The following is a 21,750-nucleotide window of genomic DNA, read 5'->3' as shown; positions in this document are numbered from 1 at the left end:
CGCGCCTGACTGCCGGGTCAGCCGGCGCGGTGCCGGCGCCGCATCCCGGCGGCCAGCGGCGCGGCGTCCAGGTCACCGGCGGCGAGCCGGGCTGAGACGGTACGGCGCACGAGCCGGTCGGCCAGCCTCGGCGCGTGCCGGGCGAGGGCCAGTTCGAGGCGTCCGCGCCCGGTGGTGGCCACGTCCCGGGGCGCCCGCCGGGCGGTGGCGGCGTGCAGGATCGCGGCGACGACCCCCGCCACCGGTTCCGGGCGGGACACCCCGTTCAGGGACAGGCCGGCGTCGGCGGTGCTGTCGTGGATCGGCGAGGCGACCATGCTCGGGTAGACGACGCTCACCCCGACGTGGGTGCCCACCTCGTGGCGCAGCGCGTCGGCGTAGGCGACCAGCGCCCGCTTGCTGACCCCGTACGCGGCGGCCAGCGGCAGCGGCAGCAGGGCCATCCGGCTGGCGACGAAGACCACCCGCCCCCGGGCGGCCTCCAGGGCGGGCAGCGCGGCGGCGGTGGTGCGCCAGGCGGCGAGCAGGTTCACCTCCAACTGCTGACGCACCACCTCGTCGGGCGGCAGCTCGGCCGGGGCGGGTCCGCCGACGCCGGCGTTGTTGACCAGCAGGTCCAGCCCGCCGAGGCGGTCCACGGCGGCGGCGACGGTGGGCGCCACGGCGGCCGGGTCGGTCAGGTCGCAGCCGAGCACCGGCACGCCCCCGCCGTCGGGTGGGTCGTGGTCGACGGCGACGGTGCCCGGTTGGCGGTCGATGCCGACGACCCGTGCCCCGGCGGCGGTGAACGCGGCGCACAGGTGCCGGCCGAAGGTGCCGCTGGCCCCGGTGACCAGCACCCGGCGACCCGCCAGCCCGCTCATGCCGTGGCTCCGCTGCCCCGGGCGCGGCGGGTGCCGGCGGCCAGTTCCCGCCGCAGCTCGGCCAGGTACGCGTCGAAGTCCACCCGCATGGCGGGTCGGCGCTTCCCCCACCGGGCGGTGGCGGCGCGCAGCTCGGCCCGGCAGGCGGCGCGCTGCCGGTGCGCCTCGGGCAGCGCGTAGCGGCCGGACAGCTGCGCCGCGACCAGCTTGGCCTGCGCCTCGACCAGCGGGAACGCCGCACCGGTGGACTGCATCAGCCCGACGAACGCCAGCCCGGGCGCGTCGAGGTGGAAGACGTGCCGGTACAGCGGCAGGGTGTCCGCCCCGGCGCCGAGCAACGCCGGGTCGAGGAACGGGATCTCGACCCGGTAGCCGGTGCACCAGATCACCAGGTCGACCTCGTCGACGCGGCCGTCGGTGAAGGTGACCCGGTCGCCGTCGAAGCCGGCGATGCCGGGGCGGGGCTCGATCTCGCCGTGGGCCAGCCGGGACAGCAGCCCGTCCGACAGCGTGGGGTGGTCCTGGAGGAAGCCGTGCGCGGGGTCGGGCAGGCCGTAGCGGGTGGGCGCGCCGACGGTAGCGGCGAGCAGCCGTTCGGTGATGCGCTGGCGCAGCCGCCACGGCAACCGGCGGGCCAGGGCCCCGTTGAGGGTGTCCGACGGGCGGCCGAGCAGGTGTTTCGGCACCACCCAGACGCCCCGGCGCAGCGACAGCAGGGTGCGCCGGGCCGCGTACGAGGCGTCCACGGCGATGTCCATCGCGGAGTTGCCGCCGCCGACGACCAGCACCCGCCGGCCGGCGAGCTGGTCGGGGCCCCGGTAGGCGTGGCTGTGCAACTGCTCGGCGGTGCAGGTGCCCGGGTGGTCGGGGCCGGGCGGTTTCGGCACCCGGTTGTGGCCGTTGGCGACGACGACGGCGTCGACGGTGACCTCGACACCGCCGTCGGGTCCGTCGGCGTGCACCGTCCACCGGCCGTCGCCGCCCCGCTCGACCCGGTCGACGGTGTGCCGCAGCCGCACCGCGTCGTGCAGCCCGAACCGGTCGGCGTAGTCGGTGAGCCAGCCGGCGACCCGGGCGTGGTCGGGGTAGTCCGGCCAGTGCGCCGGCATGGGGTGGTCGACGAACTCGGTGCGGGCCTTGCTGGTGTTCAGGTGCAGGGTCCGGTACGTGGGCGAGCCGGGCGCCCCGTACACCCAGAGGCCACCGACGCGGTCGGCCGACTCGAAGCAGACGGCGGGCACGCCGACGTCTGCGAGCGCCTTGAGGGTGGCCAGTCCGGCCGCGCCCGCGCCGATGACCGCCACGGACGGCTGCGCACCCATCGCCGGCTCCTCCCGGTTAATCCAACGTGCGTTGGATAATGGCCGGTACGGGCCGGCACGTCAAGGCGTGGCCGGCCCGTACAGTCCGTCGAGGAAGCGGTGCACGAAGGCGCGGAACTCCCGCCGCTCGCGCGCCTGCGACCCCCCGCCGGCGGCCAGGGCCACCACGTGCCCGTGCACCGCCCACACCAGGCTGCGCACCGTCACGTGCGGCGCCGGCTCGACCAGCGCCCCGGCCGCCGCGGCGGCGCTGAGCAGGTCGGCGACGAGCCGGTACAGCGGCGCCGCGTAGCGCTCGTCGAGCTCGGCGTGCCGCTGCGGCTCCAACCAGCGGCGCAGCCACAACGCGGTGGTCTCCGGCCGGTCCTCGAGGAAGTCCACGAACACGTCCACCAGGTCGTGCAGCGCCCGCCGGACCTCTCCCGGCCCGCTGTGCAGGGCCTGCCGGGCGCGCCCGGCCGCCGCTTCAAGGGCCTCCCGCTCGGCGGCGAAGACCCGCGCGAAGCAGGCGTCGTAGAGTTGCGCCTTCGTACCCGTGTGGTGCGAGACCGTGGCGACGTCGACGCCGGCGGCGGCCGCGACCTCCCGCAGCCCGACGGCGTCGAAGCCTCGCCGGGCGAACAGCGCGGTCGCGGCGGTGAGCACCACCTCCCTGGTCGGTCGGGTCTCCTCGCGGCGGGGCCGCCCGGGTCGACGGCGGGGCGTGGTCATGGCCGCCATTCTGCCCCTACAATCCAGCATCCGTTGGATTGCGGGCGGCGTGCCCGCCGAGGAGGCCGCCATGACCGGGCTCGACCAGCAGCCGGCCGGTACGGACACCACCACCGCCCTGCCCCGAGGGCCGTTGCTCGGCTTCGCCGCCGGCTCCCTCGGCATGGGCGTCTGGGTGACGGTGCCCGGCCTGCTGCTGCTCTACTTCCTCACCGACGTGCTGGCCGTCGCCCCCTGGCTGGCCGGCCTGGCGCTGCTGCTGCCGAAGATCGCCGACGTGCTGCTGCACCCCTGGATCGGGCACCGCTGCGACGTCGAACAGGCCCGTCGGGGCGACCGGCGCCGGCTGCTGCTGCTCGGCTGCGCCCTGCCGCTGGCCTTCGCCACGCTGTTCGCCGTGCCCGGCGGGCTCACCGGCGCGCCGGCCGCCGCCTGGGTGGCGCTCGCCTTCGTCGCCGGCAACCTGCTCTTCGCCGCCTACCAGGTCCCCTACCTGGCCACCCCCGCCGACCTGCGGATCGGCTACCACGAGCGCACCCGCCTGATGGCCTTCCGGATGGTGGTGCTGACCCTCGGCATCCTCGTCTCCGGGCTGCTGGCACCTCTGCTGGCCGGCGGCGAGGACGCCACCCGCGCCGGCTACCAGCGGATGGGCGTGCTGCTGGCCGTCGGGATGCTGGCCGCCATGCTTGTCGGCGTGGCGGGCATCGCCCGGCTGCGCCGGGCCGCCGCCGCGACGTCCGCACCGCACGGCGGCGGCTGGCGTGCGCTGGTCGTGGCGCTGCGCGACCGGCAGTTCCGTTGGCTGGTCGCCGCGTACCTGGCCATGTCCACCACCACCCACCTGGTCCTGGCCGCGGTGCCCTACTACGCCGAGTACGAGCTGGGCCGCCCCGCCCTGACCACCGTGCTGGTGGCCGCGTTCGTCGCCCCGGCGCTGCTGGTCACCCCGGCGTGGCTGACGCTGGCCCGCCGCGTCGGCAAGCAGCGGGCGCTGCTGGGCGCCCAGGGCGCCTTCGCGGCCAGCTCGCTGGTCCTCGCCGTCGGCCGTCCCGCCGGGCTGCCCGTGCTGGTGGCCGCCGTCGCGGTGCTCGGAGTCGCCTTCGCCGGCATGCAACTGCTGCCGTTCTCGATGGTGCCCGACGTCATCCGCGCGGGCGGCGGCGCCGCCGGCACCTACACCGGGGTCTGGACGGCCACCGAGGCCACCGGCGCGGCGCTGGGCCCGTGGGCGTACTCGCTGTGCCTGGCCGCAGGCGGGTTCGTCGCCTCCACCGCCGGCGAGGGCGTCACGCAGCCCGACGCCGCGCTCACCGCGATCCGCTGGGGCTTCGGGCTGCTGCCCGCGGCGGCGATGCTCGTCGCGCTGCTGCTGCAACGGCGCTACACCCTGGACCGCACGGCCCGCACGGCCGGCTGAGCAACCGAGCGCCGCACCGCCGGTGGCCACCGGGCCCGGCAGTCTGAGCAGCCCGGGCCACCGTCACCGGCACCGCTTCGGTGCGGCCGGGCCCGGCAGTAGACTGCGCCCTCGATGGACGCCGAGCCCACCCCCGCCGAGACCCGCCCCTGCGCCCACTGCGGACGCCAGGTGCCGCAGCGCGTCGGCGCCGGCCGGCCGTTCCGCTACTGCCGCGACAACGACGGCGCCTGCCAGCGGGCCTCGCGCAACAGCCGGATGCGGCACCGCAACGCCCCCGGCCTACCCGGTCAGGTGGCCCGCACCTGGGAGGCGGTCGACCGGCTGGAGCAGGTCGCGGAGACCCTCGCCGACGCCCTGCACGCCGAGTTGTCCCCGGTCGGGGTCGAACGCCAGCTCGCGCAGGCCCGCGCCGACGCGGCGACCCAGGTCGCGGCGGCCCAGACCGAACGCGACGAGGCCCGCCGCGACGCCGAGGACGCCGCCGCGGCCGCCGTCCGGGCCCGCGAGGAGGCCCGGTCCGCCGCCGCCGAACGCGACGCCGCCCACGACGAGGCCCGGCGCGCCGCCGAGCGGGCCACGGCCGCCGTCGAACGCGCCGACCGGGCAGAGGCCGCCCGCGACGACGCCCGCCAGCAGGCCAGCGCCGCGGAGGCCCTGCGCACCCAGGCCGAACGCGACCGCGACACGGCCCGCCACGAGCTGCGCGCGCTACGCGTCGAGATCGACGCCGAACGCCGCCGCGGCACCGAACTCACCGCCGAACGCGACGCGGCCCGCGCCGACGCCGACCGGGCGACCCGCGCCGCCACCGAGGCCCTCGACCGCGCGCAGCGCCTGCACGCCGAGGCCGAGCAGGCCCGCGAGCGCGCCGGGCGGGCCCGCGCCGAGGCCGACGCCGCCCGCACGGCCGCCGCCGAGGCCGACGCGGCCCGGCAACGCGCCGAAGTTGCGCACCGGGACGCCGAGACCGCCCGGCGGCGCGCCGAGGCCACCGCCGAGCAGGCCCGCACGGAACTGACGGCGCTCACCGGCCGGCACGACACGCTGCGCGCCGACCTGGCCGCCGCGCGCGAGGCCGCGAGCGCCGCCGAGGGCCGCGCCGCCGAGTTGACCGTACGGCTGCGCGCCGCCGAGACCGACCGCGACGAGGCGCAGCGGCGGGCGGCCCAGCTCGCCGAGCAGGTCAGCCACCTCGCCGCCGCCCTGGCCCACCTGGGCCCCCGCGCGGCCGGCTGAGCGGTCTGCGGTCACCCGCGGGCGGTGGCGGTGTAGCGGCGGGCCAGCCGCGCGAAGGCGTCCCTGAGCTCGGCCGGGCCGACGACCTCGATGTCGACGTCGAAGCGGCCGATGGAGGCGGCCAGACCCACCCACGACCACGAACCGAGGACGAGCCGGCAGCGGTGCGGGCCGAGTTCCTCGACGAGCGCGTCGTGCAGGTACCCGGACACCACGGCGGCCGGCAGGTCGAGGATCACCTCGCCGCGGCAGGGCCAGCCGCCGGCGCCCCCGGAGCCCTGGAACCGGCTGGTCACGAAGGTCGCCACGTCACCCCCGGGCAGCTCACGCGGGGTGAACCGGGGCCCGGTGGGGGTACGCGGGCTGATCCGGTCGGCGCGGAAGGTGCGCCAGTCCCCGCGCTCGAGGTCCCACGCCACCAGGTACCAGCGTCCGCCCCACGTGACGAGGTGGTGCGGCTGCACCCGGCGCGGCGCGGGCAGCCCGCCGTCGGCCTCCGGCAGGGTCACGGGGGTGTAGTCGAAGCGCAGCACCTCGCGGGCGTGCACGGCGGCGCCGAGCGCCATGAGCACGCCGCTGTCGACCTGCCGGCCCGGCCGCGTCGGGGACCGCTCGACGGCGGTGACCTGGAGGATGTCGATGCGGTGGCGCAGCCGGGCGGGCATGACCTGCCGGACCGTGTGCAGGGCGCGCGCCGCGGCCTCCTCGATGCCGGCGCCGGCGGTGGTGGCGCTCTGCAACGCGATGGCCAGGGCCACGGCCTGCTCGTCGTCGAACAGCAGCGGCGGCAGCTGCGCACCGGCGGCGAGGCGGTAGCCACCGTCGGGTCCCTTGACGGCCGCGATGGGATAGCCGAGCTCGCGCAGCCGCTCGACGTCGCGCCGTACGGTGCGCGCGCTCACGTCCAGCCGCGCGGCCAGCAGCCCTCCCGGCCAGTCCCGGCGGGCCTGCAGCAGCGACAGCAACGCCAGCAGGCGTGCGGAAGTTTTTGGCATTCCCCCATGGTGCCCGCAGAAGCGGACACATCCTGTCCGCTTCGGCTGCGAACGTAGTCACGTGCCCACCGACGACACGAAGGACCCGAACGCCGTGACCGACACCGCCACCGCCACGCCCCCGACGACCCTCGACCCCGAGCGGGCCGACCTGCTCGCCGCGCTCTCGACCGCCCGATCCGCCCTGACCGGCACCGTCCGCGGCCTCACCGACGAGCAGCTCGCCCAGCGCCCGACGGTCAGCGCGCTGTGCCTGGGCGGGCTGGTCAAGCACGTCGCGGCCATGGAGCGGTCGTGGCTGCGTTTCGTGGTCGAGGGCCCCTCGGCCATGTCCTTCGCCCTGCCCGAGGGGGTCACCTGGGCCGACATCACGGCCGGCACGGCCCGCGAGGTGCCGCAGTGGCTCGTCGAGCACGAGGCCGGCTTCCGGATGCTGCCCGGCGAGACCCTGGCCGGGATCCTCGACCACTACGCGCAGGTCGCCGCCCGCACCGAGGAGACCGTCGCCGCCGTCGCCGACCTGTCGGCGACGCACCCGCTGCCGCCGGCGCCGTGGCACGACGTGACGGCGGTGCTCAGCGTACGGGGGGTGCTGATGCACGTCATCGCCGAGACCGCCCAGCACGCCGGGCACGCCGACATCCTGCGCGAGAGCCTCGACGGGCAGCGGGCCACCTGAGCGCCCCGCGGGTCCCGGCCACCTGACCGGGACCCGCCCGCCCCCGCCCCGTACCGCGTGGATCCGCACGGAGGACGTGCCCCGATGACCGTTCTCGACACCCGGGCGCTCAACCGCGCCACGCTGGCCCGGCAGCTGCTGCTCGACCGCACCGACGTGCCGGTCCTCGACGCCGTCGCGCACCTGTGCGGCCTTCAGGCGCAGGAACCACAGGAGCCGTTCGTCGGGCTCTGGTCCCGGGTGCGCGGGTTCGACCCGGCGGCGCTGTCGGACCTGCTGACCGGCCGGCGCGTGGTGCGGATGCACCTCATGCGCCGCACCGTGCACCTCGTCACCGCCGACGACGCACTGGCGTGGCGGACCCGCCACGACGGCATGCTGCGCCAGCGGGTACTCGGGGTCTACCGTCGCGAACTCGCCGGCGTGGACCTCGACGAGCTCGCCACGGCGGGCCGGGAGGTGCTGGCCGACGGCGAGCCCCGCTCGATGACCGGGCTCGCGCGGGAGCTGGCCGACCGGTGGCCGGCACCGGGACCGAGGGCGCTGGGCGAGATGCTGCTCGCCGCCCTCGTCCCGGTGGTGCAGCTGCCGCCGCGCGGGCTGTGGCGCACGACGGCGGGCGTACGCAACGTGCCGCTCTCCTCCTGGCTGGGCCGCGAGGTCGACCCGCCGGCCCCGCCGGGCTGCGACCCGGTCGGCGAGGCGCTCGTGCGGCGCTACCTGGCCGCCTTCGGTCCGGCCTCGACGGCCGACCTGCGCGCCTGGTCCGGCCTCGCCGGCCTGCCCGCGGCGGTGACCGCGATCCGCGACGAGCTGGTCGGCCTGCGCGACGAGCGCGGGCGGCGGCTGTGGGACCTGCCCGACGCGCCGCGCCCCGACGCCGACACGCCCGCGCCGGTGCGGTTCCTGCCGGCGTTCGACAACGCGCTGCTCGGCTACGACGACCGCAGCCGCATCGTCGACGACGCCCACCGTGGCCTGTCCGTCGCCGGCGAGCGCGTCGTCCTGGTCGACGGCCGGGTCACCGCCACCTGGGGCGTCGCGGCCGACACCGTGACCGTCGCCCCGCTGCGCCGTCTCTCCCGGACCGAACGCGCCGCCGTGACCGAGGAGGGTGCGTCGTTGGCGTCGTTGCTCTGCGACAGCGACCGCGTACGCGTCGCCACGCACGCGCCCTGAGCACCCGCGAGCCGACCCCGGGGCAGCGCGGCGGCCCGCCGCCGGGCCATGATGCCGGGGTGGGAAAGACATACGAGCGCATCGAGGGCCGGCTGCGCAGCTTCATCGAGGACCAGCCGCTGTTCTTCACCGCCACGGCACCGCTGTCGGGTGACGGCACCATCAACCTGTCCCCGAAGGGGCTGCGCGGCTCGTGGGCGGTCGTCGACGCGCACACCGTGGCCTACCTGGACTTCGCCGGCAGCAACGCCGAGACGATCGCGCACCTGCGGGAGAACGGGCGGATCACGCTCATGTGGTGCGCGTTCGACGGGCCGCCGAACATCGTGCGGGTGCACGGGCGCGGCGAGCCGGTGTTTCGTGACGACCCCCGCTGGGCGCAGCTGAGAGGCCACTTCCCGGACATCGACACCAGTGTCCACGGCCTGCGGGCGATCATCGTCGTGCGCGCCGAACTGATCCGCGACACCTGCGGCTACGCGGTGCCGTTCATGTCCTACGACGCCGACCGCGACCTGCACGCCCGGCGGTTCGCCCGGGAGGACGACGCGTCGCTGAGCGACTACTTCGCCGGCAAGGACCACGTGGCCCGCAGCATCGACGGGCTGCCGGGCCTGCCGCTGCCGCTGCCGCCGACCCCGGCGACCTGAGCCGGCCGGCGCGTCACCGACCGTCGCGACCTGCGCGGCTTCGGGGCGGCTACCATCGCCGGTGGCACAGCGGAAATCCGCCACCCGCCCGACCCGGCCCGGGGCGACCCCGCCGGGCGGCTGGCGTGGCCGGCTACCCTTGTGCAGGCTCGCCCGGTGTCCGGGCGGGAATGGCCCGGCGGGAACGGACCGTTACACCGAGAAGACCAGCACCACGAACGAGGGGAAGTCGATCATGGGCGAGCGTATGCTGCGTGGCAGCCGTCTGGGCGCGGTCAGCTACGAATCCGACCGCAACACGGAGCTCGCGCCGCGTCAGACCCGCGAGTACCTCTGCGCCAAGGGCCACCAGTTCGAGGTTCCGTTCGCCGTCGACGCCGAGGTCCCCACGACCTGGGAATGCAAGTTCGACGGCAGCGTGGCCCGGCTGGTCGACGGCAACGAGCCGGAGCAGAAGAAGGCCAAGCCGCCGCGCACCCACTGGGACATGCTGCTGGAGCGGCGTTCCATCGCCGAGCTGGAGGACATCCTCGCCGAGCGGCTACAGGAGGTCCGCACCCGCCGCGGCCGCGCCTGAGCCGCACCGTCAACGCCACGGCGCCCCGGGAGCATCCGCTCCCGGGGCGCCGTCGTGTCCGCGTCAGCTCCGGCCGGGCTCGACGATCTCACCCTCGATGGCGCGGCCCCCGTCGACGACGGTGGGCTCGGCAACCGGCTGCGACTGCGGCTGCTGCGGCTGCTGCGGCGCGCCCCGGCGCACCCGCACCCGGCGCGGCCCGAACAGGTCACCGGCGACCATCGACGACACTCGCCGCTCCGCGGCCCGCTGCACCCCGTTGCGGGCCAGCCGACGCACCGGCGGCACCAGCAACGACACCCCCACCAGGCCACTGAGCAGGCCCGGCATCGCCAGCAGCAGCGCCCCGAGCAGCCCCACGAGACCGTCGGTGACCTGCCGGCCCGGCGGCTGACCGGCCTGCGCGGAGGCCTTGAAGCCACGCCAGGCGCGCATCCCCTCCCGACGCAGCAGCACCAGCCCCAGCAGCGACACCGCGAACACCACCAGCAGCGCCGAACCGAACCCGATCGCCCGCCCCACCACGACGAACACCACCAGCTCCAGCAGCGTCGCCGCCAACAGGGCCAACGGCACAAACCTCAATCCTCGGCGCATCTCACCCCATTCGCCATCAGCGGCGCCTGCGGCTGGGTCACCCCGCGCGGGCGCCGGCGCCCCATCCAGCATGACACGCCGCCGCTCAGGGCCAACGAACCTGACCGGTGCGGGTGCCGTGCAGGCCCCGCCGCACCGCCTGCCGCCGGTCCTGCACCCCCCACGTCGTGATCCGCCACAACGCCTCCGCCACGATGAGCGGGCTCATCTTGCTGCTGCCCCGCTCCCGCTCGGCGAACGTGATCGGCACCTCCACGATGCGCGCCCCGCAGCGGTGCGCCAGCCGGGACAACTCCACCTGGAACGAGTACCCCTGCGAACAGACCGACGCCAGGTCGAACTCGTCCAGGGCCGCCAGCCGGTACACCCGGTAGCCGCCGGTGGCGTCGGACAGCGGCATGCCCAGCACCAGCCGCGCGTACAGGTTGCCGCAGCGCGACAACAGCAGCCGCCGCAGCGGCCAGTTCACCACCCGCGCCCCGGCGGTCCACCGGGAACCGATCACCACGTCGGCGTCGCGGGCGGCGGACAGCAACGCGGGCAGGTCCTCCGGGGCGTGTGAGCCGTCGGCGTCCATCTCCACCACCGCGTCGAAGCCACGCTCGCGGGCCCACGCGAACCCCGCCAGGTACGCCGCACCGAGGCCCTGCTTGCCCTCGCGGTGCAGCACGTGCACCCGGCGGTCGGCGCCGGCCAGGGCGTCGGCGAGCGCACCGGTGCCGTCGGGGCTGTCGTCGTCGGCCACCAGGATGTCCACCGCCGGCGCGGCGCGACGCACCCGCGCCACGATCCGCGCCACGTTGTCGGCCTCGTTGTAGGTCGGGATCACCACGAGCACCCGACCCACCCCCGGATGACCGGGATCCGTCCGGGTGCCGGTCGTCTCGCCCACCGTCGCTCCCCCTTCGCCGGCGTACCGGCTGGTGTCACCCGGCGCGCGGCCGGCGGCGCAGCACGCCCGCGCCGACCAGGGCCGCCACGGCCAGGGTGGCCAGCGCCACCTCCGGCCACAACCCGACCCGGGTGGCCAGGGTGCGCCCGTCGTCCAGCCGCAGCTGCCGCACCACGACCGCTCGGGTGTTGAACCCGGTGGCGTCGCTTACCCGCCCGTCCGGGGCAACGAACCCGGACACCCCGACCGTCGAGGCCATCAACGCCGGCCGGCCGTGCTCGACCGCCCGCAACCGCACCATCGCCAACTGCTGACGCGCCTCGGCCACGTCGAACGTGGCGTTGTTGGTCTGCACCACCAGCAGCTGCGCGCCGCCGACGACGGTGTCACGCACCACCTCGTCGTAGGCGACCTCGAAGCAGATCACGTCGCCGAGCACCGCCGCCCCGGTGCGCAGCACCCCCGGCTCGCTGCCCGGCACGAAGTCGGCGCGGACCCGGTCGACCTGCTTGCTGACCATCCGGGCGACATCACGCATCGGCACGTACTCGGCGAACGGCACCGGGTGCCGCTTCGTGTACAGCTGCTCCAGGTCCGGGCCGCTGCCGGGCCGCCACAGGATCCCCGCGTTGCGCACCTCACCCTCACCCGGGCCGCGCAGCACCGCACCGACCAGGATCGGGGCGCCGACCGCGTCGGCGGCCTGCGAGATGCGCGCCCCGGCGGCGGTGTCGCGCAGCGGGTCGATGTCGCTGGAGTTCTCCGGCCACACCACCAGGTCGGGGCGGGGCCGCACGCCCGCGGACACCTGCCCGGCCAGCTCGATCGTGGCGTCGACGTGGTTGTTCAGCACCGCCTGCCGCTGGGCGTTGAAGTCCAGCCCGAGCCGCGGCACGTTGCCCTGCACGATCGCCACCGTGACCGCGGCGCCGCCCCCCACGCCCGACACCGGCACCAGCAGCCCCACCACCGGCACCGCGACCGACGCGGCGGCCAGTCCGGCCACCGGCACCCACCAGCGCCGCCGCCCGCCCCACGGCCGCCACAGCGCCGCGACCAGCAGCCCGCCCGTCAGCGCCACCGCGAACGTCACCAGCGGCGCGCCACCCCACGCGGCCAGCCGCAGCAGCGGCGAGCCGTCCTGGCTGAACGCCAGGCGCCCCCACGGGAACCCGCCGAACGGGGTGCGGTCGCGCAGGGCCTCCTGCCCCACCCACAACACGCCGGTCACCAGCGGCCAACTCCACCGCACCCGCTCGACCAGCGGCGACACGTACGCGCCTGCCGCGCCCAGCAGCGCCAGGTAGCCGGCCTGCAACAGCGACAGCAACACCCACGGCAGGTAGCCGGTGTGCAGGTTCGTCCAGCTCAGCAGCGGCGCGAACAACGCCACCCCGGTCAGGAAACCCAGCCCGGCGCCGGCGCGTACCCGACGCCCGTGCGTCGCCGCGGCCAGCAACGCCACGCCCAGCGGCGCGAGCGGCCACAGCCCGTACGGCGGGAACGCCGCCAGCAACGCCAACCCGGCGACCACCGCCATCGGCACGGCCACCCGCAGCGGCAACGGCGCCGGAGCCGACTGCGCAGCCCCCGCCTGCCCGGTAGGCGGCCCGCTGTCGTCCCCGCTCCGCGGCGGCTGCGTCCCCACGATCACGGGCCGAAGGCTACCCGGCCGCACCGCAGGCACCCCGCCCGGCGGTACGCCACGACCCGCCACGGCCCATCCGGGCGGTTTCCGCCCCCGGCGACCCGAACCAGTAGGGGCGCGGACACAAATCGGGGCGCGGCTCGCGCCGCGCCCCGATGCTCCCAGGCCCTTCCCGGCCGGTGGGGCGAGAATGAGCTGCGCCGACCTTCGGACCGACCCGACGCGGACTGGCTGCCCCCGCCTGGCCGTTGTCTACTGGCCGTGCACCTCACCCTGCCCGTACACCGGTAACCGCGGCCGGTTCGCGCCGCCCCGCCGACCCCCGCCCGCTGGACCTGGCCGCCGCGACGCACTGCTCACATGTCGCTCGGCCAGCGGACGAAGGGACGAAGCGAACAACAGCCGCTTCCCGTAGTAGGACTCAAAGACGGTACGGCGTGGACCCCCGCCGCTGTCAACCCACCCGGGCCTGTCGTGTGATGCACCACGGCGTGTCGCGTCGGCGAGTCTCAATCCGTCGCGAGGTGCCGGCGCAGCAACGCCCCCGCCGCCGCCGCATGCTCGGCGGCCAGCAACCCACCGGCGGCCAGCACGTAGTCGACGTCGACGACCGGCCGCGCCGCACGCGGCAACGGCCACCCACCGGCGTGATCGGCCAGCACCGCACCCAACACACCCGCCGCATCCGCCGGCACGGCATGCCGCAGCACACCACCGGAACCCACCAGCAGCCGCACGTCGCGCAGGTCCCGCCCGGCCCGCTCACCCGTGGCCGCCCCCCGGGCGTGCCGACGCAACGCCACCGTCGCCGCCAGGGCCGCGATCCGGGCGTCCACCGCACGCTCCGCGTCCCCCACCGGCAAAAACCCCGGATCACCCGCGCGCACCGCCGCCCCCGCCGCCAGGTCCTCGCCCTGCGCGCCGGTCAGCAGCCGCTCCTCGACGGCCGCCCGCACCACCCCCGGCGCGCTCCACCGCATGCCCAGGTCCCCCTCGACGGTACGGGCCCGCCACAGCGACCCCGCCACCTCCCGCCCCGGCCCGGTGGCCCGCTCGTCCGGCGTGAGCACCGAATACACGTCCGTGGTGGCGCCACCCACGTCCACCACCACCAGATCACCACCCAGGGTGTCGGCCAGCACCTCCACGCCCGTCAGCACCGCGTCGGGGGTGGCCGCCCGCACCAGCCGCGCGAACCGCGACCCCCGCGACAGCCGCTTGCCCCCGATCACGTGCCGCAGGAACACCTCCCGGATCGCCGAGCGCGCCGACGCCGGCGCCAGCACCCCGATACGCGGCAGCACGTTGTCGGCCACCGTCACCGGCACCCCCGCCGACGCCAGCACGGCATGCAGGTCGTCGCGGACGTCGACGTTGCCCGCCAACACCACCGGCACCCGCCAGCGGGCCCTCGCCAACCGCGTCGCGTTGTGCGTCAACGTCTCGGCGTCACCACCGTCGGTGCCACCCACCAGCAGCACCACGTCCGGGCGGGCCGCCCGCAGCCCCGCCAGGTCCGCCGCACCTAGCCGCCCCGCCGCCACGTGCACCACGTTCGCGCCCGCCGACAGACCCACCCGCCGGCCCGCCTGCGCGGTCACCAGCCGCTCGTAGCCGACGACCGCCAACCGCAACCCACCACCGGCCGACGAACACACGTACCACGGCACCTGACCCGTCGCCAGGCCGGCGGTGGCCGCCGCCACCGCCGCGTCCAGGCCGTGCAGCACGTCCGTGCCCACCGTCGTCGGCGCCGACGCCCCCGCCACCAACGCGCCCGCGTCCAGGTCCACCACCGCCACCTTCGTGTACGTGGACCCGACGTCGGCGCAGACCGCGTACCTCACGCCACCGGCGGCACGACCACCGTGCCGGTCGCGGTGACCGCCACGATCGGCTCGTCGAGCACCTCCGCCGGCGACTCACCCCGATCCGGACGCCCCCGGCACACCACCCGCGCCTCGAAGTCGATGGTGCGGCTACGCGTACCCACCCGGGTCACCGTCGCCGTCACCTCCAACACGTCACCCGCCCGCATCGCCGCCCGGAACTGCACGTCCGAGTACGACGCGAACAACCCCTCGTCACCGTCGGTGCGGATACACACCTCCGTGGCCACGTCCCCGAACAACCCCAGCGCGTACGCCCCGTCGACCAGGTTGCCGGCGTAGTGGGCGTGCGAATACGGCACGTACCGCCGATGCACGACCGTCAGACCCACCCGGGAATCACTCATGCCTTCGCCTTCTTCTCCGTCACCAACGCGTGCACCAGGAAACTCGCCACCTCACCCGGCGTGGTGCCCCGACCGAAGATCCGGTCCACGCCCAACTCGCCGGCCATCGACTCGTCGAAACGCGGCCCACCCACGATCAGCAACGGCCGACGCCCCGCCGGCATCGCCTCCCGGAACGCCGCCGACATCTCCCGCGTGTTGTGCAGATGCGCATCGCGCTGCGTCACCACCTGCGACACCAGCACCGCATCCGCGCGCTCCACCCGCGCCGCCTCCACCAACTCCGGCACGCTCACCTGCGCACCCAGGTTCGTGACCTTCAACTCCCGGTAGTACTCCAGGCCCTTCTCCCCCGCGATGCCCTTGACGTTGAGGATCGCGTCGATGCCGACCGTGTGCGCGTCCGTGCCGATGCACGCCCCCACCACCGACAACTTGCGCCGCAACCGCCGCTTCACCACCGCGTTGACCTCCTTGGCGCTCAGCAGCGGGAAGTCACGCTCCACCACCTGCACCGCCGACAGGTCCACCAGATGGTTCACCCGCCCGTACACCACGAAGAACGTGAACCCGTCACTCATCGGCTTGGCGTGCACCAGCATCGCCGGGTCGATGCCCATCTTGTTCGCCAACTGCACCGCCGCACCCTCGGCCCGCTTGTCGTGCGGCACCGGCAACGTGAACGACACCTGCACCATGCCGTCGCCAGTGGTGTCCCCGTACGGCCGGACGATCTTCTTCCCGGCGTCCCCGCCGGCCTCGACGGCGCTCACGCCCGTGCCACCTCTCCACCCGCCACCGGCGCCTCCAGGATCTCCGTCGCCGGATTGAAGTAGCCCGCCTCGTGCGCGGCCACCCCCGCCAGCCCCTTGCCCCGGTCCGCCGGCCGCTTCATGATCCCGAACGTGCCCTCGGCGATCGCCGTCAACAGCGACTGCTCACCGATGCGCTCCAGCAGGTCGACCGCCTCACCCAGCACCCGGTTCGCCCGCTGCTGGATGAACCCGCCCGCCGCCGGCACGAAGTCCTCGTGCAACCCACCGGCCGCACCCAGCACGTACCGCACGTTCTGCAAAGCGATGTCCCGATCCGACAACCACGGCGTCACCACCGCCTCGGTCATCATCCCCACCAGCAGGATCCCCTGACCGGTCATCGTGCCCACCAGGTTGAAGAACCCGTCCAGCAGATTGCCCCGGAACACGTCACCCGTCATGTGCTTCGTCGGCGGCATCCACTTCAACGGCGCGTCCGGGAACAACTCCCGCGCCAGCAACGCGTGCGCCAACTCCAGCCGCAACGACTCCGGCACGTCCGGGTTGATCTCGAACGCGTGCCCCAGCCCCAACTGCCAGTCCGCCAACCCCGCCTCGTGCGCGAAGAACTCGTTGAGCAGCTGCGACACCGTCACCGTGTGCGCCTCGTCCACCGCGTCCGCCGTGGTCAGGTAGTTGTCCTCACCGGTGTTGATGATGATCCCCGCCCGCGCGTGCACCTGACGCGAGAACCGCTGGTCCACGAACGTGCGGATCGGGTTGATGTCGCGGAACAGGATCCCGTACATCGAGTCGTTCAACATCATGTCGAGCCGTTCCAGGCCCGCGAGCGTCGCCATCTCCGGCATGCACAGACCCGACGCGTAGTTCGTCAACCGCACGTAGCGGCCCAACTCCCTCGACGAGGAGTCCAACGCCGCCCGCATCAACCGGAAGTTCTCCTGCGTCGCGTACGTGCCCGCGAAGCCCTCCCGCGTCGCCCCCTCCGGCACGTAGTCCAGCAGCGACTGCCCCGTCGAGCGGATCACCGCGATCACGTCCGCACCCGCCCGCGCCGCCGCCTGCGCCTGCGGAATGTCCTCGTAGATGTCGCCCGTCGCCACGATCAGATAGATCCACGGCCGCTGCGCCGGATCCCCGAACCGCTTCACCAGCCGGTCGCGCTCCGCGCGCCGCCGGTCGATCGACCGGATGCCCGCACCGACCGCCCTGCGGGCAGCCTTCCGCGCCGCCGTGGCCGCCTTCCCCGTCGGCACCTCGAACCGCACCGACCCCGCCGCCGCCTTCTGCGCCAGCAACGTCACGTCACCGAGCTGCTCCCGGGCGAGCGCGTCGAACACCGGCAGCGCCACCCCGTGCCCCAACCCCACGTCCGCGACCACCGCGTCCACGAGCCGGTTCACCCACGGAATACCGTCCGGATCCGCGCCGGCCACCCCGGCCAGCCGCAGCACCGCACGCTCCACCGACACCGTCGTGTGGCTGCGCGCCAGATCCACCACCGGCTGCCCGGCGCGACGCGCCAACTCCCGCGCCCGCGCCACCAGCCGCGGATCCAGGTCAAGCTTGCCCGTCACACCCTCACCCGACCCTGCCCCGCGACGGCGCCACACGCCGTACCGATGGTTCGCTCGCTCACAAAGACCCTTCCTCGTAGATCACGTCACCGCGCAACACCGTGCGCCGACACACCGGCAGCGGCGTCGGGTCCTGCGGACCACGCGCCTCCGGGTCCGCGGCCAACAACACCGGCAACCCCCGGTCCACCCCCGCCGGCGTCGACCACACCGCGAACGTCGCCGGTGCCCCCAACGCCAGCACACCCTCGTTGTCCAGCCGCACCGCACGCCACCCGCCCCGGGTGTGCGCCGCGAACGCCGACCGCACACTCATCCGCTGCGTCGGACTGTGATGCCACACCGCCGCCCGCACCGAACCCCACGGATCCAGCGGCGTCACCGGCGAATCCGACCCGAACGCCAACGCCACCCCGACACCATGCATCGCACCCATCGGATTCGACTCCAACGACCGCGCCAGGCCCAGCCGCGACTCGTACATCCGACCCGCGCCACCCCACAACCGGTCGAACGCCGGCTGCATGCTCGCCACGATCCCGTACTCCACGAACCCGGCGATCAACCGCTTGTTCATGATCTCCGCGTGCTCGATGCGGTGCCGACCCGCCCGCACCCGGTCCGTGCCCAACTTCTCCGCCGCCCCCGCGAAGCCCTCCAGCACCGTCGAGATCGCCGCGTCACCGATCGCGTGGAACCCACCCTGCACACCGTGCGCCGCACAGTCCAACAGATGCTCACGCACCTGCTCCGCACTCAGGTAACCGTGCCCGCAACCCCCCTCACCGTCCAGGTAGTCACGCGACACGTGCGCCGTACGCGACCCCAACGCCCCGTCGGCGAACAGATCACCCCCCGCCCCCACCGCACCCAACTCCCGGGCCCGCGCCGCACCCAACAGCTCACCCCAGTACCCGTACACCTCCGCCACACCGTCACCCGACAACGCCAACAGACCCGTGAAGTCCTCCTCGCCGGAGATCTCCGGGCCACCGCACTCGTGCACCGCCGCGATACCCAGCGACGCCGCGTGCGCCAACGCCGCCCGCTGCGCCGCCACCCGCTGCGCCCGCGTCACCGACGCGAACGCCGCCGCCCGCACCACGTGGTGCGCATCCCGCCGCAACCACCCCGACGCGTCGTACCCCGACGCCGACACCACCTGCGGACACGCCGCCAGCATCGCCGCCGACACCAACGCCGAATGGATCGACGCCTGCGACAGATACAGCCGCCGCCCCCCGGCCGCCCGGTCCAACATCGCCGCGTCCGGCAACCGCGGCACCGGCCAACCCGACTCGTCCCAGCCGTGCCCCAACACCACCGCGTCCGACGGCAACCCCGCCGCGAACCCCGCCACCGCGTCCAGCAACTCCCCCGCCGAACGCACCGCCGACAGGTCCAGCCCCGACAACGCCAACCCCGTGTCCGTGGCGTGCACGTGCGCGTCCACGAACGCCGGCGTCACCAACGCCCCGTCCAGATCCACCACCCGCTCGGCGACCGGCGCGTCCGCGTCCACCCCCAACCAGGAGATCCGGCCATCGGTGACCAGCAGAGCCGTCGCGCTCGGATCGGCCGGGCAGTGCAGCGTCCCGCCGCGGTACAGAGTCGAGGGGTTCGTCATGACCATCAGTCTGCCGCCAGACGCGCCTCGAACAACGCCCGCACCCCCGACTCCGCGCGCAACAGACCCAACGCGAAATCCGCGTGCCCCGGCACGTACCCGTTGCCGACCAGCATCGTCACGTCCGCCGCCAGGCCCTCCGCCCCCAACGCCGCCGCCGCGAAACTCGTCGCCATCGAGAAGAACACCACCGTGCCGCCGTCCTCCGTCGCCAGCACCGCACCGTGCTCACACCCCGGCACGTCCACGCAGACCACCGTCACGTCCGCCGGCGCCCCCAACGCCGTCGTCACCGCCGACGACAACGCCACCGGATCCCGGGCGTCGGCCAACGCCACCACGTCCGCCAGACCCACCGCCGCCAGCGCGTCACGCTCCGCCACGACCGGCACCACCCCGACCGTACGGGCGGCACCCGCCCGCCGCGCCGCGGCCAGAGACAGCGACCCGCTCTTGCCCGCGCCACCGATCACCGCCACCCGCACCGGCGTCGGATCCTGCGCCCGCTCCCGCTCCGCCACGTACCGCGACACCACCCGCGCCGTCAGCGCCGGCGCCCCGCACACGTCCAGCACCGCCAGGGACAGCTGCGGATCGAGATCCGCCGGCAGCACCGCCGCGATCGACCGGGCGAACAGGATCGCGTACCCGTCACACGGCACCTGCTCGCTGCGCCCGTCCCAGCGGGCCAGCCCGTCGAGGATCGTCAGCGGCGTCAGCGTCAGCGACACCAGGGTCGCCACCCGCTGCCCCGCCCGCAGCCCCAGCGGGGACCGCCGCCCCGCCTCCTCCACGGTGCCGATCAGCATCCCGCCCGACCCGGTCACCGGGTTCTGCATCTTGCCGCGCGTCGACACGATCTGAAGCACCTCGGCACGGACCGCGTCACCGTCCCCGCCGTGCTTCTCCCACAGCTGCCGGAAGCTCGCCGCGTCCAGGTTCAACCGCTCCACCCGGATCCGCACCTCGTTCAGCGCGATCTCCGGACTCGCGTCCAGCCGCCACGCGGCCTGCGGCAGCACCCCCGCCGGTTCGACAACGCGGTGCAGACCCACCGGTGACGTCACGCCGACCTCCCCTGTCACGCCGCTCGAAGCCCCGACCAGGGCTCGCGTAGCGGGAAAACTTACGGCAGACTAATTTCTTCACCGAATATTTTCCAGTAGCCTTCGGGGTCGCTGATCAACCGCACCACATCGAGGAGGGGCCGTGACCCAGACCCAACCGGTAGAGACCCCGCCCGCGCCCCACCCCGCGCCGGTCGCCGTCCCCACCGCCGGACAGCCCTACGAATACCGCCGCGCGCCCCTCGTCGAACCCGACTGGACCCGCTTCCCCGGCTGGCGCCACGTCACCCGCGACCAGTGGGAGAACGCCCAGTGGCAGCGCGTCAACTGCGTCAAGAACGTCAAGCAGCTGCGCACCGTCCTCGGCGACACCGTCGACGAGACCTTCTACGCCGACCTCGAGGCCGACCAGAAGGCCCTGGCCACCATGTCCATGCTGGTGCCGCCGCAGATGGTCAACACCATGGTCCCGTTCGCGCCGATGACCACCGAGGCCTTCCTCGCCGACCCCATCCGGCGCTACATGATCCCCGTCGCCTCCGACCGGCGCACCGACTGGCCCTCCCACCCGTACGCCAGCCGCGACTCCCTGCACGAACACGACATGTGGGTCGCCGAGGGCCTCACCCACCGCTACCCCACCAAGGTCCTCGCCGAGCTGCTCTCCACCTGCCCCCAGTACTGCGGGCACTGCACCCGCATGGACCTCGTCGGCAACTCCACCCCTGCCGTCGACAAGCTCAAGCTCACCCTCAAGCCCGTCGACCGCTACGACGCCCACATCGGCTACCTCAAGGCCCACCCCGGCGTCCGTGACGTCGTCGTCTCCGGCGGCGACGTGGCCAACGTCCCGTGGAAGAACCTCGAGTCCTACCTGATGCGGCTGCTGGAGATCGAGACCATCCGCGACATCCGGCTCGCCACCAAGGCCCTCATGGGCCTGCCCCAGCACTGGCTCCAGCCCGACGTCGTCGAGGGCCTCGAACGGGTCGCCCGCACCGCCGCCCGCCGCGGCGTCAACCTCGCCATCCACACCCACGTCAACCACGCCCAGTCGCTCACCCCGCTGGTCGCCAGGGCCGCCCAGACCGCCCTCGACGTCGGCGTACGCGACGTCCGCAACCAGGGCGTGCTCATGCGCGGCGTCAACGCCACCGCCCCCGACCTGCTCGACCTCTGCTTCGCCCTCCAGGGCGAGGCGGGCATCCTGCCGTACTACTTCTACATGTGCGACATGATCCCCAACGCCGAGCACTGGCGGGTCCCGGTGTGGCACGCCCAGCAGCTCCAGCACGACATCATGGGCTACCTGCCCGGCTACGCCACCCCGCGCATCGTCTGCGACGTCCCCTTCGTCGGCAAGCGCTGGGTGCACATGCTCACCGAGTACGACCGCGACCGCGGCATCTCGTACTGGACGAAGAACTACCGCACCTCCATCGAGTCCGCCGACGCCGAGGCGCTCAACAAGCGCCACGCCTACTACGACCCGATCGACACCCTGCCCGAGACCGGGCAGCAGTGGTGGGCCGAGCACCGCAACGACTGACCAGCTGCGACACCGTCACCCCCGGAGCCGACCACCGGCCCGGGGGTGACGCGTCTGCGGCCCACGACGGCGCCGCCGCTCCTCGGGCGAGCAACCCGCGAGGGCACAGCCCGCGCTTCACCATCGACACGAACGTCAGCCCGGGA

19 protein-coding genes and 1 pseudogene are annotated in these 21,750 nt (G+C 74.5%); 7 read left to right on the top strand and 13 right to left on the bottom strand.

The window, feature by feature from the left end; genetic code table 11:
- Positions 1–17 precede the first annotated feature (17 nt).
- The 3 genes from EV374_RS19960 to EV374_RS19950 are packed head-to-tail and all read right to left on the bottom strand — an operon-like array spanning position 18 to position 2,896.
- Complete coding sequence (locus tag EV374_RS19960) at positions 18–863, bottom strand: SDR family NAD(P)-dependent oxidoreductase (protein ID WP_132237568.1); 846 nt, start codon at positions 861–863, stop codon at positions 18–20.
- On the bottom strand, positions 860–2,185 hold the full coding sequence (locus tag EV374_RS19955) for an FAD-dependent oxidoreductase (protein ID WP_132237566.1): 1,326 nt from the start codon (positions 2,183–2,185) through the stop codon (positions 860–862). Before EV374_RS19955 ends, EV374_RS19960 begins: the two co-directional genes overlap by 4 nt.
- Before the next feature lie 60 nt (positions 2,186–2,245).
- Complete coding sequence (locus tag EV374_RS19950) at positions 2,246–2,896, bottom strand: TetR/AcrR family transcriptional regulator (protein WP_132237564.1); 651 nt, start codon at positions 2,894–2,896, stop codon at positions 2,246–2,248.
- 70 nt (positions 2,897–2,966) lie between these two features.
- Between EV374_RS19950 and EV374_RS19945 the strand changes: the two genes are divergently transcribed.
- A complete protein-coding gene (locus EV374_RS19945; RefSeq protein WP_132237562.1) occupies positions 2,967–4,316 on the top strand; it encodes an MFS transporter in 1,350 nt (449 codons plus the stop codon).
- Between the two features lie 114 nt (positions 4,317–4,430).
- On the top strand, positions 4,431–5,555 hold the full coding sequence (locus EV374_RS19940; RefSeq protein ID WP_132237560.1) for a hypothetical protein: 1,125 nt from the start codon (positions 4,431–4,433) through the stop codon (positions 5,553–5,555).
- An 11-nt stretch (positions 5,556–5,566) separates the two neighbouring features.
- Here EV374_RS19940 and EV374_RS19935 read toward each other — a convergent pair whose 3' ends face one another.
- Positions 5,567–6,550, bottom strand: coding sequence for a WYL domain-containing transcriptional regulator (locus EV374_RS19935; RefSeq protein WP_132237558.1), 984 nt, complete (start codon positions 6,548–6,550; stop codon positions 5,567–5,569).
- Between the two features lie 61 nt (positions 6,551–6,611).
- On the opposite strand from EV374_RS19935, the gene EV374_RS19930 reads away from it, so the two are divergent.
- The 4 genes from EV374_RS19930 to EV374_RS19915 all read left to right on the top strand — a co-directional run bounded on the left by EV374_RS19930 (position 6,612) and on the right by EV374_RS19915 (position 9,635).
- Entirely contained in the window at positions 6,612–7,229 is a 618-nt protein-coding gene (locus tag EV374_RS19930) for a DinB family protein (RefSeq protein ID WP_132237556.1), read from the top strand.
- Positions 7,230–7,313: 84 nt separating this feature from the next.
- On the top strand, positions 7,314–8,408 hold the full coding sequence (locus tag EV374_RS19925; RefSeq protein WP_132237554.1) for a winged helix DNA-binding domain-containing protein: 1,095 nt from the start codon (positions 7,314–7,316) through the stop codon (positions 8,406–8,408).
- Positions 8,409–8,467: 59 nt separating this feature from the next.
- Positions 8,468–9,058 carry a pyridoxamine 5'-phosphate oxidase family protein gene (locus EV374_RS19920; RefSeq protein WP_132237552.1) on the top strand — a complete coding sequence of 197 codons (591 nt, stop codon included), beginning with the start codon at positions 8,468–8,470 and terminating at the stop codon, positions 9,056–9,058.
- 235 nt (positions 9,059–9,293) lie between these two features.
- Positions 9,294–9,635, top strand: coding sequence for an RNA polymerase-binding protein RbpA (locus tag EV374_RS19915; RefSeq protein WP_007460094.1), 342 nt, complete (start codon positions 9,294–9,296; stop codon positions 9,633–9,635).
- Positions 9,636–9,698: 63 nt separating this feature from the next.
- Here the strand turns inward: EV374_RS19915 and EV374_RS19910 are convergent, their stop codons facing one another.
- The 9 genes and pseudogenes from EV374_RS19910 to kdd form a co-directional block, all read right to left on the bottom strand.
- Positions 9,699–10,232, bottom strand: a complete 534-nt coding sequence (locus EV374_RS19910; protein WP_132237550.1) for an FxsA family protein — start codon at positions 10,230–10,232, stop codon at positions 9,699–9,701.
- Positions 10,233–10,317: 85 nt separating this feature from the next.
- Complete coding sequence (locus EV374_RS19905; RefSeq protein WP_132237548.1) at positions 10,318–11,124, bottom strand: polyprenol monophosphomannose synthase; 807 nt, start codon at positions 11,122–11,124, stop codon at positions 10,318–10,320.
- A gap of 8 nt (positions 11,125–11,132) precedes the next feature.
- A pseudogene (gene lnt / locus EV374_RS19900) lies at positions 11,133–12,664 on the bottom strand (apolipoprotein N-acyltransferase); the annotation flags it as partial.
- Positions 12,665–13,281: 617 nt separating this feature from the next.
- Complete coding sequence (locus EV374_RS19895) at positions 13,282–14,619, bottom strand: glutamate mutase L (protein ID WP_132237546.1); 1,338 nt, start codon at positions 14,617–14,619, stop codon at positions 13,282–13,284.
- Entirely contained in the window at positions 14,616–15,008 is a 393-nt protein-coding gene (kal, locus tag EV374_RS19890) for a 3-aminobutyryl-CoA ammonia lyase (protein ID WP_132237544.1), read from the bottom strand. The genes EV374_RS19895 and kal overlap by 4 nt, the downstream gene beginning before the upstream one ends.
- A complete protein-coding gene (gene kamE, locus EV374_RS19885; RefSeq protein ID WP_132237542.1) occupies positions 15,005–15,781 on the bottom strand; it encodes a lysine 5,6-aminomutase subunit beta in 777 nt (258 codons plus the stop codon). Before kamE ends, kal begins: the two co-directional genes overlap by 4 nt.
- Positions 15,778–17,361, bottom strand: coding sequence for a lysine 5,6-aminomutase subunit alpha (gene kamD / locus EV374_RS19880; RefSeq protein WP_132237535.1), 1,584 nt, complete (start codon positions 17,359–17,361; stop codon positions 15,778–15,780). Before kamD ends, kamE begins: the two co-directional genes overlap by 4 nt.
- Before the next feature lie 58 nt (positions 17,362–17,419).
- Entirely contained in the window at positions 17,420–18,988 is a 1,569-nt protein-coding gene (locus EV374_RS19875; protein ID WP_132237533.1) for an amidohydrolase family protein, read from the bottom strand.
- Positions 18,989–18,993: 5 nt separating this feature from the next.
- Complete coding sequence (kdd, locus tag EV374_RS19870; RefSeq protein WP_132237531.1) at positions 18,994–20,055, bottom strand: L-erythro-3,5-diaminohexanoate dehydrogenase; 1,062 nt, start codon at positions 20,053–20,055, stop codon at positions 18,994–18,996.
- Between the two features lie 142 nt (positions 20,056–20,197).
- Between kdd and EV374_RS19865 the strand changes: the two genes are divergently transcribed.
- Positions 20,198–21,604 (top strand): lysine 2,3-aminomutase, encoded by a 1,407-nt coding sequence (locus EV374_RS19865; protein ID WP_132237529.1) that lies wholly within the window; start codon positions 20,198–20,200, stop codon positions 21,602–21,604.
- The last annotated feature ends 146 nt before the right edge of the window (positions 21,605–21,750 follow it).

The sequence above is a fragment of the Micromonospora sp. CNZ303 genome, assembly GCF_004345505.1.
This window is presented reverse-complemented; position numbering and strand designations above follow the sequence as displayed.

Bases quoted from the DNA above. Each gene is read 5' to 3' on its own strand.
- EV374_RS19960 (WP_132237568.1), bottom strand. From the start codon at position 863: ATGAGCGGGCTGGCGGGTCGCCGGGTGCTGGTCACCGGGGCCAGCGGC.
- EV374_RS19955 (WP_132237566.1), bottom strand. From the start codon at position 2,185: ATGGGTGCGCAGCCGTCCGTGGCGGTCATCGGCGCGGGCGCGGCCGGA.
- EV374_RS19950 (WP_132237564.1), bottom strand. From the start codon at position 2,896: ATGACCACGCCCCGCCGTCGACCCGGGCGGCCCCGCCGCGAGGAGACC.
- EV374_RS19945 (WP_132237562.1), top strand. From the start codon at position 2,967: ATGACCGGGCTCGACCAGCAGCCGGCCGGTACGGACACCACCACCGCC.
- EV374_RS19940 (WP_132237560.1), top strand. From the start codon at position 4,431: ATGGACGCCGAGCCCACCCCCGCCGAGACCCGCCCCTGCGCCCACTGC.
- EV374_RS19935 (WP_132237558.1), bottom strand. From the start codon at position 6,550: ATGCCAAAAACTTCCGCACGCCTGCTGGCGTTGCTGTCGCTGCTGCAG.
- EV374_RS19925 (WP_132237554.1), top strand. From the start codon at position 7,314: ATGACCGTTCTCGACACCCGGGCGCTCAACCGCGCCACGCTGGCCCGG.
- EV374_RS19915 (WP_007460094.1), top strand. From the start codon at position 9,294: ATGGGCGAGCGTATGCTGCGTGGCAGCCGTCTGGGCGCGGTCAGCTAC.
- EV374_RS19910 (WP_132237550.1), bottom strand. From the start codon at position 10,232: ATGCGCCGAGGATTGAGGTTTGTGCCGTTGGCCCTGTTGGCGGCGACG.
- kal (WP_132237544.1), bottom strand. From the start codon at position 15,008: ATGAGTGATTCCCGGGTGGGTCTGACGGTCGTGCATCGGCGGTACGTG.
- EV374_RS19875 (WP_132237533.1), bottom strand. From the start codon at position 18,988: ATGACGAACCCCTCGACTCTGTACCGCGGCGGGACGCTGCACTGCCCG.